Origin of the sequence: Flavobacterium sp. RSB2_4_14 (assembly GCF_051547085.1) — a bacterium.
GTDB lineage: Bacteria > Bacteroidota > Bacteroidia > Flavobacteriales > Flavobacteriaceae > Flavobacterium.
Map to the genome: position 1 here is coordinate 1274477 of NZ_JBPTTL010000001.1, position 11267 is coordinate 1285743.

The following is an 11267-nucleotide window of genomic DNA, read 5'->3' on the forward strand; positions in this document are numbered from 1 at the left end:
GTTGTTTGTGGTTAGAAACTATAAACAATTAACCACAAACCATCAACTGTTAAAAAAGCCAAAGGTACGCCTTTTTAAAATTCTCTCTCCACAATTTTTCATTGTGCTGTCCGCCTTTGACAATTACCTTTTTATTCAGTTTTTTGCATTCACAGCGTTTAGTGTTTACCCAATGTTCCACATTTTCCATATCTCGGATAACATCGGCATCACCTTCATTATCACCACAGAGAAAGAAAACTTTAGTTTTAAAATCATTGGTTTGTTCCATCAAATCATTCATTTGTTTTCGGTTGAACCAAAAAGCAGGAGAGAAGCATCCCACTTTTCCAAAAACATCAGGATATTTCAATGCAGCGTAAAAAGAGGTTAATCCACCGAGAGAACTTCCTACTATAGCAGTATTTTGGGAATTGGTTTTGGTTCTGTAGGTTGAATCTACTTTTGGTTTTAGGGTTTTGACAATAAATTCTAAATAGTCATCGGCTTTGCCACCACCATATTTCGCATTTTTGAATGGTGTTAATTCATCCATACGTTTGCCGTCACTATTTTCTATTCCAATGATAATTACTTTTGCATTAATACTATCTAATGTTTCATCTACATTCCATTCGCCTGCATAAGAAGTTTTCGAATCAAATAGATTTTGTGCATCATGCATATAAATCACAGGATATTTTTTGGTAGAAGATTCGTAATTCTTTGGCAAATACACCCAAATTTTTTTGGTTGTTTTTAGTTGAGGTGATTCAATAATGAAAGTCGAGACTTGTTTGCTGGCGGTGTTTTCCTGAGCATTCAAGCTTAGGAGAACAGATATAAGTAGTAAAGAAAAAAAGTTTTTCAAATGGAAAAAAAATAGTATGAATGTATTAATTTGTCACAGCAGTGTTGTTTTCTTCGGCTTTCTTTTTCTTTTTATCTTTCTCTTTCTTTTTTGTGTTTTTTTCTTCCAAAAACAGTCTGTATTTCTCTTTTTGGTCAGTATTCAAATAACTGTTGATATTTTTTTCTGTTTTTTCCTGCATGGCTCTTACTTCTTCTGCTTTGTCTTCTTCAGAATTGCTGCTTTTCATTACAATATCCATACGCTTACTTGTAGCAAGAATATCATTTTTTATGGCAATATATTGAAGATCATCCAGTGTCAAGGCAGCTTTCATCTTCACCATAAACTCTTCAATTCGTTCATTTCTACTTTTTTCAATATCTGCTGCAGATGGAGTAGGAGGGTTTGATTGCGGTACTTGATTATTTTGATTGAGCATTCGGTTATTCATACTATTCATGCTGTTTCCCATTTGTGCTGAGGCGCTAAATGAGGTAATAATCAAACTGAAAAAAACTATTTTGAAGGGTTTCATGATGTTTAGAATTTTAATCAAGCAAAATTAAATAAAATAAGACAACTTAATTGTTAAAAAATAATTGATTACCGTTTCCCAAAAAATTATATTTTAGCTAAAAATAAATTATTGATGGAAAAGTACGAAGAGAAATTAGCCCTTTTGGCAGAAATGATTGCCTTTTCAGTTGTAGACGGAAAATTACATGAAAGAGAATATCTATTTCTATCAATGATTGCAGAGGAACTTTCAATTGAAAAAACGGATTTTAAAAACTTATTCCATCAAGAGAATGACAGAGTTGTTATAAAATCAGAGTTTGAACGTATTCAACAGTTTTATAGATTGGCCTTGCTAATGCATTGTGATGGTGTGTTGCACGAACGAGAACAAATTAAAATTCACGAAATAGGAATTAACATGGGTTTAAACCCACATGCTATCAAACGGGTGTTAAAAGCCATGGAAACTTCATCTACCAAAATAATTTCTCCAGAGTTTTTACTCGAGGTTTTTCAAGAGCAATTAAACTAATTACAGCTTAACTTAGTAATTATTGTTCATGAATCTTAAATAGTTTCTTTACCAAGGATACAATTGTAGTAGAAATAATTGCACCCATAAAAGCCATGAAAATATCTTTTTGTGCATCCCAAATATCACCTTGAGTTCCAAGATAAGCATCGCCTTGTGCTTTGAAAAAAACATCGGCTACAGCCCATTCAATCAATTCATACAGTGCGCTAATGGAAAGTGTAATTTCTATAGGCAAAATCCAAGAAACCGTTTTGGGATATTTCAGCCAACGCAAAAATAGTTCCCGCATGGGATAGGCAAGTAAAAAGCCAAAACAAAAATGGACAATTCGGTCATAATGATTTCTTTCAAAGCCAAAGTAATCTTTTAACCAATACCCAAAAGGATTTTCGGCATAAGTATATTTTGCGCCATATACATGCAAGCAGAGGTAAACACAAATCAAAAGATAGGAAAGATCACTGAACTGGTATTTTCGAAATGAAAAAACAAGAAACAACATGAATAGTACCGTCAGTGTGTTTTCTAAAAACCAGTTGTTGAGGTCATTGGTTCCAAGCAAAGTGTTAATCCAAATGGTGATGAAAACAGTTGGAAAAATCCACAACCAATAGTTTTTTTGGAATGGTATTCTGTAGTTTGAAATGGCGAGTGAAAAAGGCATAGTTTTATTTTTGGTTAACTTCTTATAAACGAAGGTAATAAATAAAATGTTTTTTTAGTTGCATTGAGATGACTAATAGTCATTAACAACTTTTTTTGATTGTGGTAACGTTTTGCTGTCAGAAGCGTGGCTTGGCTTGGAAAACATTATTTCTACATCAGGAGAAACGAATAAAGGGAAAAGAATTTTACAATACACCTAAAACTAGCGATTACTTTTGTCAGCTATTACCGGCTGGCATTCTTTAGTATTCTTTGGCTTCTTTTAAAGCTTGCAATTCAATTTCAGCCGAAATTCTAAAATTAGTTTCTTTGATTTTTTCAAGATATGGTTTAATAGAAGGAATTATTCCGTTTAGTTTAGCTTTAATAATAATTCCAATTGTTCCAGTAAATGAAATTCCAAGTTGTTGCGCTATTTTTCGAGCTTTAAAATCATCTAATATTAAAGTGCTTTTTGGTATTTCTAAAGCTAAAGCTATCGCGCTTGACTCGCCTCTGTCAATTTGTAATTCAAGAATTCGTTGTCTAGATTTATCAGAAACATTTTCAATAATAACCCAATTTGGTAATGTTTCTCCATATTCTTCAACAATATCTGATGTAGTTACGATTTGTCCATAAACTTTTTTCAACAAATCAAGTTCTTCAATTTTTGATAAAATGATAAAACAACTTGTATCAGAAATTATTGTCTTACGCATTTTTAACGTCGCTTGATAAATCTGTAGAAGGGAAATTGAATATTGAAACATTGTACTGATTCAATAATTCAGCAAACGTGCGTTTAGTTAGACCAGCAAGTTCGGCAGCTTGACCCAAAGAAAGCTTTCCTTGTTCATATAATCTAGAAGCAACAATCATAACCAGTTCTCCATTGGTTAAATCTAAATTATCTGGGATGTTAAGTGTCAATGTTTTCATATCTCAAATGTAACACTTTTTTTTATAGGAGCAAATTATTTTGCTTCGCGACTCGCTAGCAGTTACAGTCCGGTGCTTCACGCAGTTTCGAACTTCAGTTTTAATATTTTCTAAAAAAAAAATATTCTTGGGAAACGTTAACGTGAATTCATAACAAAATTTTCAATTGCTTGGAGTAGCTTTCGCCAGCTGGCGCTTTAAGTAAAATTTTTAGGATTTATTCAGCATCGTCATCTTTCTCATATCCTTCATAATAATAGGACTGCTCAATTCCTTTAAAAATAACTTCTCTATTGTTTATTTCGTCGGTTAAGTTGTGACTTAATAAAGTTCTTAATTCCAAACCATTAATTGGGCTTCTTTCCATAGCTTGTAAGTAAAGTGTTTTATCTATAAATTGCCAATTCACTAATTTTTTAAGTCTTGTTTTTAAAATCATATCGAGCCAAATGCGCATTGTTCTTCCGTTACCTTCCATAAAAGGATGCGCTATATTCATTTCAATATATTTTGCGATAATTTCCTCGAAATTGTTTTCAGGCATTTGTTCAATTTTTACCAAAATTTCGTTTAAATACAAAGCGTTTGCAAATCTAAAACCTCCTTTTGAAATATTCATTTTGCGTATCTCTCCAGCGAAATCATATAATCCACCAAATAAGTAATTGTGAATTTGCTGAAGTCCTTTGGTCGTGCCAACTTCTATTTTATTAATATCATTTGATTCAAACAAGCGATATGCATTTTCTAAACTGTTCTTATCAATGTTTTTCATATAAAATCAGATTTATTCAGCTGAATATTTATTGTCAAAAATACTTCAAATGATTGTCATTTACTTCAAATGATTTTACTTTTTTTGGAAGTAATTAATAGTATAGATTTACTGGTGAGGATGCTTGCTTAACGTTTTGCCGCTTTGCGAAGGCGGGGATTTTTAGCACTAAACTTCATTAGATGCACAAAGCTTGAATTTAGCACTTCACTTTCATAGAAGCACGAAACCCCCGCTTTTGCAAAACGGCTGTTGGCAGTAGTGCTTCTTTTGTCGCTATTTATCATTTTTAAATCTGTCTTTAACTTCATTGATTTGTTTAAAGGTCAGGTCTGTAATGTTTATGGAAAAGTCGTCTTTCCAAACGTCTTTTTCTAATTGACTTTGAAGGGATAACAAAAAATCTTTTCCGTCCAAAATTATTCGCTTTCTATTATTTTCAATAATCCACGAACCAAAATCTTTGTCCGAATAGTTGTCTACCAAAATCCTTTTGTCAGTGAGAAAATATTTGAAGGTGTCGTATATAAATTTATTGAGAGAGTTGCCAAGTTGCTTTTCTATGTCAAACGCATAGGAAATACAAGTTTCAATTGCTCTATCTAAATCGTGGTCTGTTGTTCCTGATTTCCTGCCAAATTTGTCCATAAGTTCTACTTGATAGACATTATTTGAAACTTCGTCAAAATGCAAAGTCCAATTACCTACTAATTCTGAATTATTCTTAATCATTTCTAGCAAATTTTCGTTCTCCCTTAATGTCGTATGTCTTCAAATGTTCTCCGTTATGATTATAAATTGAACACTCAAATTCTGGTTTTCTTTTTATAAAATTTAAAACAAATATTTCTGCATCATCAAAATTTTCGAAAAACTGATAAACTTCTTCTTCATTATCACCTTTACGGAATAATGTCAAGTCTTTTTTAAAAACGTGTCCTGTCGCATATTCAGCAATTAATATAGAACATTTATTTTCTTCTAAAAGTGGTGCTTTCATTTATTCGTTGTTTATCGGTCGCTGTCGGTTTTAGCATTACTGCCAACTATTTTATATGCACAATAAACATTCGCCAATCTACCCCTATTTGGGTGTATAGGTGAAGTTTTTTTTCACTTTATTTTTCAAATGTAGCAAATAATTTCCCTTTCAATCAAGCAAATACTTTCTTCGTTAAGGTTAATACCTTCTTGCAAGAAGCAAAAAACCTCTTCGAATAAGCAAAAAGCTTCTTCTAACAAGCAAAAAACCTCTTCGAACAGGCTAAAACCCTCATCGAACAAGCAAAAAGCCTCTTCGAAGTAGCAAAAAGCCTCTTCGAGGAAGTTAATAACCTCGTCGACGAGGTAAAAAGCCTCGTTTTTTAATTTTGATGGAGTGATTAACTCGTTTTGAAGGTGATTAACTCATTTTTGGAGTGATAAACTCGTTTCGGAAGTGATGAACTCATTTTGGAAGTGATTAACTCATTTTTGGAGTGATTAACTCATTTCGGAAGTGATTAAGAAAAGGAAAACTCTCCAAAGAAATCTTTGAAAAGATAGGGTGAAGACGATTTGTTGCGTATAATTTGATAAAATGTTCAGCAACAATTTTTTTTCTTGCGCAACAATGCCTTCGTTCTTGCGCAACAAAAATATTTTCTTGAGCAACAAAATTAATTTCTTGAGCAAGAATTAAAGTGGGTCATTTAAGCCTGACAGAAATGCATATTTTTTATGAAAAAATTACAGTAATTTGTTATAAAAAAGTTAATGAAAATGTCAATTTGACCTTTAAAATAATTGGTGAATAATTTTTAGAAACTAATTTTTTGCTTGGTATTTTTTTTGTTGCGGTGTGAGTATGTTTAACTTTAAATTTTTAAAATCATGAACTTAATTAAAAGAAACGGCAATTTAGTTTTTCCATCTTTATTGGATGAATTCTTAAGACCAGATTGGAATGGTGGTGTGCAAAATTTTAAAAACACAGTGCCAGCGGTTAACATTAAGGAAAATGAAACTGATTATAAGTTAGAGTTTTATGCTCCTGGATTAAAAAAAGAAGATTTCACTATTGAAATCGAACAACAAACCTTGAGTATTTCATCCGAAAAACAAGCTGAACAAGAAGAAAATAACGAAAAGTATTCTTTAAAAGAATTTAGTTTGTCTTCTTTCAAAAGAACTTTCAGCCTTCCAGAAAGTGTTGATTTTGATGCCATTGCTGCCAATTATGAGAATGGTGTGTTACATGTTACACTACCAAAACGCGAAGAGGCATTGCAAAAATCAAAAAGATTGATTGCTATAAATTAATTAAAAAAAAAAAAAAACAGCAAACTAATCATTTGGTTTGCTGTTTTTTTTATGAATTAAGGTTAAAATTAAAAGCAATTGCTGGTTTTTTTATATCCTTTCTTGCAACGCTTTAATCTCATCTCGAAACTTTGCCGCTTGCATAAAGTCTAAATCCTTGGCGGCTTTTTCCATGGCTTTGCGTGCGTCTCTTATTTTCTTCTCTATTTCGGGTTTGGATAAGTACAAACTTTCGGGTTCGGCAGCTTTAGCAATTTTATCTTCAAAATATTGTGTAGAAACCGAATTGTTGCTCAATGCATTGCCCAAACTTTTGTTCAGTGCTTTAGGTTCCAATCCGTGTAAGGTGTTGTAGGCAATTTGCTTTTCGCGACGGTAATTGGTTTCATCCATCGTTTTTTGCATGCTGTTAGTAATCTTGTCGGCATATAAAATCGCTTTTCCGTTTACGTTTCGTGCTGCACGACCTACTGTTTGTGTTAGCGAACGATGACTGCGCAGGAAACCTTCTTTATCAGCATCCAAAATAGCGACTAAAGATACTTCGGGTAAATCCAATCCTTCTCGCAACAAGTTCACGCCAATCAACACATCAAACAAACCTTTACGCAAATCTTGCATGATTTCCACACGTTCCAAAGTATCCACATCAGAGTGAATATAACGACACCGAATAGCCACTTTGGTTAAATATTTAGTCAGTTCTTCTGCCATTCTTTTGGTTAAAGTAGTTACCAAAACACGTTCATCTGCTTCGCATCTTACTTGAATTTCTTCAATCAAATCATCAATTTGGTTCAAACTTGGGCGCACTTCTATCACTGGATCAAGCAATCCTGTAGGACGAATGACTTGTTCTACATAAATGCCTTCACTTTTTTGCAACTCATAATCGGCTGGTGTTGCCGAAACATAAATCACTTGGTTTTGCATGCTTTCAAATTCCTCAAACTTCAGCGGACGGTTATCCATAGCTGCAGGCAATCGAAAACCATATTCTACCAAATTCTCTTTTCTACTTCTATCGCCACCATACATGGCATGCACTTGCGAAATGGTTACGTGACTTTCATCTACCACCATCAAATAATCCTCAGGAAAATAATCGAGCAAACAGAATGGTCGCGTTCCTGGCAAACGTCTATCCAAGTATCGGGAATAATTTTCAATTCCAGAACAGTAGCCCAATTCGCGTATCATTTCAAGGTCAAAATTGGTGCGTTCTTCCAAGCGTTTGGCTTCCAAATGTTTGCCTATTTCTTTGAAATAATCCACTTGTTTCACCAAGTCTTGTTGAATATCCCAAATGGCGGCTTGCAACACATCGGGCGATGTTACAAACATGTTGGCTGGATAAATATTTAGTTTTTCATAGCGTTCTAACACTTTAGTGCTTTTTGCATCAAAGGCTTCAATTTCTTCAATTTCATCGCCAAAGAAATGTACACGATAAGGTTCATCAGCATAACTCGGAAAAATATCGACCGTATCGCCTTTTATTCGAAAAGTTCCCGGAGTAAAATCGGCTTCCGTTCTAGAATATAAACTTTGAACCAAGCGATGCAATAATTTGGTACGCGAAATGACCTGACCTTTGTCAATTGAAATGACATTTTTTTGAAACTCCACTGGATTTCCAATTCCATACAAACACGAAACAGAAGCGACCACTAATACATCTCTTCGTCCCGAAAGTAGGGCAGAAGTGGTACTCAAACGGAGTTTTTCTAATTCATCATTGATGGATAAATCTTTCTCGATATACGTTCCAGTAACAGGAATGTAGGCTTCGGGTTGGTAATAATCATAATACGATACAAAATATTGTACCGAATTATTGGGGAAAAATTGTTTGAACTCAGAATATAATTGTGCTGCCAAAGTTTTATTATGAGCAAGCACCAATGTAGGTTTTTGTACTTCTTCAATGACATTGGCCACGGTAAATGTTTTCCCAGAACCTGTAACGCCAAGCAACGTTTGGTATTTGTCACCATCGATAATGCCTTTGGCTAATTTTTCAATAGCTAGAGGTTGATCACCTGTAGGTTTATATTCGGATACGACTTGGAATTTCATATATAGGTTGTGATTGGCTAAGTTACAAAGAAAAATTATCTTAAAACTTCCAATCCTTTTGTTGTGTTTCGCTCAAGAAAGTCCAAGCTACAATGCGACTAATTTTCTGCCCTTGAGCCATGTCGATGGTCTTTATTTCTGATGCGCCTACTTTGTTAAGCAGTTTGTAAATCCTTGAAAGATTGTCTTTTTTTGAAACCAATGTAGTAAACCAAAATACTTGTAACGGATACTTAACACTTTCATAAATCATTTGGGTGATGAAACCTAATTCTCCGCCTTTGCACCACAATTCAGCATGTTGACCGCCAAAGTTTAAAACGGGCATTTCTGATTTCTTATTTTCTAAAGTATTCACTTTTCGCAACGCACTTTTGGCTGCTTCCTCAGCTGAAGTATGAAACGGTGGATTGCAAAGCGTAAAAGCAAATTTATCTTCGGGCAAAATAATATTCTTAAAAATAAATCTTGGTTCTACCTGAAGTTGTAAACTGATAGCGTCGATTAGTTTTGGATTGTCAGCTATTATTTTTTTGCAATTTTGAAGTGCTTTTTCATCGATATCACAACCTACAAAACTCCAACCATAAGCCGTATTTCCAATGATGGGATAAATACAGTTGGATCCAATGCCAATATCCAATCCCACGACGTTTTCCCCTTCGGGAATACTACCATTACTAGAAGCTAATAAATCTGCGATGTAATGAATATAATCGGCTCTGCCAGGAATTGGCGGACAAAGATAATCGGTAGGAATGTCCCAATTTTGAATATCGTAATAGGTAATCAACAAGGCTTTGTTCAATGTTTTTACAGCATCAGGATTGCTGAAATCTATGGTTTCTAAACCGTGTTCATTGGTAAAAATAAAGTTTTTTAGTTGGGGACAATCTTTTATCAATAGTTCAAAATCATATCGAAACCGATGCGGATTTCTAGGATGTAAACTTGTTTTTTGCTTCGCCTGTTCGCCCTTTGGGCTCGAGTCTGTTGTATTTTGAGTTTTTTTCAAAGTTTTTTTGGATTAATCCCAACATTCCATTAATAATAAATCGCCTTCAGTATGCACAATCGAAACCATTCCGTCCGCTATAACGTGATTGCTACTTCCAGTTCGGTAACCGATGGTTAACGTTTCATTTTTTAAGGAATAGAAAAGATTTTGGGTTGTAATACCAATTACTTTTCCAATGGGAATTAAGGATAGAATAGTATTGGCAGTGTACCATTTTTCAAATTGATTTTGCAATAAAAACACTTTGGAATGGTCGTCAAGTATAACTACTTTCAATGCGTCGCGATAGGCAACAATGTTCGTTAAATTAGTAATGGTGTGATCGGCTCGTCTTCCGGTTGCCCATATGACATTGGCAGCTTTGTGACCTTTATCTATTAAATAATCAAACGCTTTTTCCAAATCGGTTTTGTCTTGATTGGGCGCATACACAATTTCAATCGGATATTGTTTTTCCTTATAATAATTGGCGTCAAATCCTCGGTCAAAATCTCCCAACAGTACATCCACTTTAATCCCCAATTCCAAAACACGTTCAATAGCAGAATCCAAAACAATAACTAGTGGTGACCATTCTAACAATTGTCCTAATAATTCAGTACTGCACATTTCACCATTGGCAATAATCAATGCTGGTTCTTGGTCGTCGCGAACAATGTGGTGTGAAGACATGGGATTTTAGATATTTGATTACTGATTTTTGGTTTTAGAAATGTAAAAATAACAATATCCTTTCAGATTATCCTCAGTCTTAAAATCTAAAATCGTTAATCTCTGTTCTTAAATCTCTAATCTATTGAATTACGTAATTTCTATAATCGGTTTCAGATAGATTGAAATAACCTAAGGCATAATTATCTGCATTTGATTGATTGACAATATTTCCTCGAACAGTTGCTGGCGGTGTTGAAAATGGACTACCGGTATTTCCACCTCGTATCGATACAATTTTTTTCATGTATTCATAATATCTTCGTGAAACACCATTAATAGTAATTTCTAAATTGTCATTAGTGTCTATATCTTCATTAATGTATAATCCAAAATTTTCATTTCCTTGTGTAAAACTATCGTCAAATAGGTCATATTCTGGAACGGCTGCAATACTAGATTTAAATGTAAACATATAATAATTAATAACACTTGGTGGGTCATTAAAAAATGCTTTAACTTCTATTTCATCGCCTGTAAAACCACCTTCATCATTTTGCTCAATGGACGTGATGGGAGCAACGCTCATCAAGGTTTCGTTAGCAGTGTAGGTTTCTCCATTGAGAATAACGGTTAAATTGTAATTTTTATCAATTTCGGGAACAAAATTATGACAAAGGTAAATACCCGAATTTGGCTCTTCTTCAATAAAATTAAAAGTTACATTATCACTATTAGTTACAAATACAATAGCACCAGAAACAGTGGGAATGTTAGTATCATAAAAACCCGTAGTGGTTGTTAATTTTACTTTTTGTTCGTTGCCCGAAGTCCCTTTTTGCCATTGAATAGAGGCATCAATCACCAATCTTGGTGCTGAAGTGTTAAGGTCAACAGTAATGACGTCTTCACAACTCGAAGCGAAGATAGTTAATAGCAATAATAGGGTGATTTTATATAGTTTCATCGT

Annotated in this window: 14 protein-coding genes; 2 read left to right on the forward strand and 12 right to left on the reverse strand. The window is 33.9% G+C overall.

Annotated elements, in window-relative coordinates:
• Positions 1 to 49: 49 nt before the first annotated feature.
• Positions 50 to 718, reverse strand: coding sequence for an alpha/beta hydrolase (locus ACSVH2_RS05755; protein WP_438092267.1), 669 nt, complete (start codon positions 716 to 718; stop codon positions 50 to 52).
• Between the two features lie 157 nt (positions 719 to 875).
• Complete coding sequence (locus tag ACSVH2_RS05760) at positions 876 to 1367, reverse strand: hypothetical protein (RefSeq protein ID WP_438092189.1); 492 nt, start codon at positions 1365 to 1367, stop codon at positions 876 to 878.
• A 114-nt stretch (positions 1368 to 1481) separates the two neighbouring features.
• Between ACSVH2_RS05760 and ACSVH2_RS05765 the strand changes: the two genes are divergently transcribed.
• Positions 1482 to 1883, forward strand: a complete 402-nt coding sequence (locus ACSVH2_RS05765) for an excinuclease ABC subunit B (protein WP_438092190.1) — start codon at positions 1482 to 1484, stop codon at positions 1881 to 1883.
• Between the two features lie 19 nt (positions 1884 to 1902).
• Here ACSVH2_RS05765 and ACSVH2_RS05770 read toward each other — a convergent pair whose 3' ends face one another.
• The 6 genes from ACSVH2_RS05770 to ACSVH2_RS05795 all read right to left on the reverse strand — a co-directional run bounded on the left by ACSVH2_RS05770 (position 1903) and on the right by ACSVH2_RS05795 (position 5248).
• A complete protein-coding gene (locus ACSVH2_RS05770) occupies positions 1903 to 2550 on the reverse strand; it encodes a DUF2238 domain-containing protein (protein ID WP_438092191.1) in 648 nt (215 codons plus the stop codon).
• Positions 2551 to 2794: 244 nt separating this feature from the next.
• A complete protein-coding gene (locus tag ACSVH2_RS05775; RefSeq protein WP_438092192.1) occupies positions 2795 to 3253 on the reverse strand; it encodes a DUF3368 domain-containing protein in 459 nt (152 codons plus the stop codon).
• Positions 3246 to 3473, reverse strand: a complete 228-nt coding sequence (locus ACSVH2_RS05780; RefSeq protein WP_438092193.1) for a UPF0175 family protein — start codon at positions 3471 to 3473, stop codon at positions 3246 to 3248. Before ACSVH2_RS05780 ends, ACSVH2_RS05775 begins: the two co-directional genes overlap by 8 nt.
• Before the next feature lie 217 nt (positions 3474 to 3690).
• Positions 3691 to 4248, reverse strand: coding sequence for a protein adenylyltransferase Fic (gene fic, locus ACSVH2_RS05785; protein ID WP_438092194.1), 558 nt, complete (start codon positions 4246 to 4248; stop codon positions 3691 to 3693).
• 276 nt (positions 4249 to 4524) lie between these two features.
• Positions 4525 to 4980 carry a hypothetical protein gene (locus tag ACSVH2_RS05790; RefSeq protein ID WP_438092195.1) on the reverse strand — a complete coding sequence of 152 codons (456 nt, stop codon included), beginning with the start codon at positions 4978 to 4980 and terminating at the stop codon, positions 4525 to 4527.
• A complete protein-coding gene (locus tag ACSVH2_RS05795; protein ID WP_438092196.1) occupies positions 4973 to 5248 on the reverse strand; it encodes a hypothetical protein in 276 nt (91 codons plus the stop codon). Before ACSVH2_RS05795 ends, ACSVH2_RS05790 begins: the two co-directional genes overlap by 8 nt.
• 872 nt (positions 5249 to 6120) lie before the next feature.
• On the opposite strand from ACSVH2_RS05795, the gene ACSVH2_RS05800 reads away from it, so the two are divergent.
• Entirely contained in the window at positions 6121 to 6549 is a 429-nt protein-coding gene (locus ACSVH2_RS05800) for an Hsp20/alpha crystallin family protein (protein ID WP_438092197.1), read from the forward strand.
• A gap of 90 nt (positions 6550 to 6639) precedes the next feature.
• On the opposite strand, the gene uvrB is transcribed toward ACSVH2_RS05800, so the two are convergent.
• From uvrB to ACSVH2_RS05820, 4 genes are all read right to left on the reverse strand, one after another.
• Positions 6640 to 8628 (reverse strand): excinuclease ABC subunit UvrB, encoded by a 1989-nt coding sequence (uvrB, locus tag ACSVH2_RS05805; RefSeq protein WP_438092198.1) that lies wholly within the window; start codon positions 8626 to 8628, stop codon positions 6640 to 6642.
• A gap of 40 nt (positions 8629 to 8668) precedes the next feature.
• Complete coding sequence (gene rlmF, locus ACSVH2_RS05810) at positions 8669 to 9643, reverse strand: 23S rRNA (adenine(1618)-N(6))-methyltransferase RlmF (protein WP_438092199.1); 975 nt, start codon at positions 9641 to 9643, stop codon at positions 8669 to 8671.
• Positions 9644 to 9655: 12 nt separating this feature from the next.
• Positions 9656 to 10318: a thiamine diphosphokinase gene (locus tag ACSVH2_RS05815; RefSeq protein WP_438092200.1), complete on the reverse strand. Its 663-nt coding sequence runs from the start codon at positions 10316 to 10318 to the stop codon at positions 9656 to 9658.
• A 121-nt stretch (positions 10319 to 10439) separates the two neighbouring features.
• A complete protein-coding gene (locus tag ACSVH2_RS05820; RefSeq protein ID WP_438092201.1) occupies positions 10440 to 11264 on the reverse strand; it encodes a DUF4249 domain-containing protein in 825 nt (274 codons plus the stop codon).
• Positions 11265 to 11267: the final 3 nt, after the last annotated feature.

Bases quoted from the DNA above. Each gene is read 5' to 3' on its own strand.
- ACSVH2_RS05770 (WP_438092191.1), bottom strand. From the start codon at position 2,550: ATGCCTTTTTCACTCGCCATTTCAAACTACAGAATACCATTCCAAAAA.
- ACSVH2_RS05765 (WP_438092190.1), top strand. From the start codon at position 1,482: ATGGAAAAGTACGAAGAGAAATTAGCCCTTTTGGCAGAAATGATTGCC.
- ACSVH2_RS05815 (WP_438092200.1), bottom strand. From the start codon at position 10,318: ATGTCTTCACACCACATTGTTCGCGACGACCAAGAACCAGCATTGATT.
- ACSVH2_RS05780 (WP_438092193.1), bottom strand. From the start codon at position 3,473: ATGAAAACATTGACACTTAACATCCCAGATAATTTAGATTTAACCAAT.
- ACSVH2_RS05800 (WP_438092197.1), top strand. From the start codon at position 6,121: ATGAACTTAATTAAAAGAAACGGCAATTTAGTTTTTCCATCTTTATTG.
- ACSVH2_RS05795 (WP_438092196.1), bottom strand. From the start codon at position 5,248: ATGAAAGCACCACTTTTAGAAGAAAATAAATGTTCTATATTAATTGCT.
- ACSVH2_RS05790 (WP_438092195.1), bottom strand. From the start codon at position 4,980: ATGATTAAGAATAATTCAGAATTAGTAGGTAATTGGACTTTGCATTTT.
- ACSVH2_RS05775 (WP_438092192.1), bottom strand. From the start codon at position 3,253: ATGCGTAAGACAATAATTTCTGATACAAGTTGTTTTATCATTTTATCA.
- fic (WP_438092194.1), bottom strand. From the start codon at position 4,248: ATGAAAAACATTGATAAGAACAGTTTAGAAAATGCATATCGCTTGTTT.
- ACSVH2_RS05820 (WP_438092201.1), bottom strand. From the start codon at position 11,264: ATGAAACTATATAAAATCACCCTATTATTGCTATTAACTATCTTCGCT.
- ACSVH2_RS05760 (WP_438092189.1), bottom strand. From the start codon at position 1,367: ATGAAACCCTTCAAAATAGTTTTTTTCAGTTTGATTATTACCTCATTT.
- uvrB (WP_438092198.1), bottom strand. From the start codon at position 8,628: ATGAAATTCCAAGTCGTATCCGAATATAAACCTACAGGTGATCAACCT.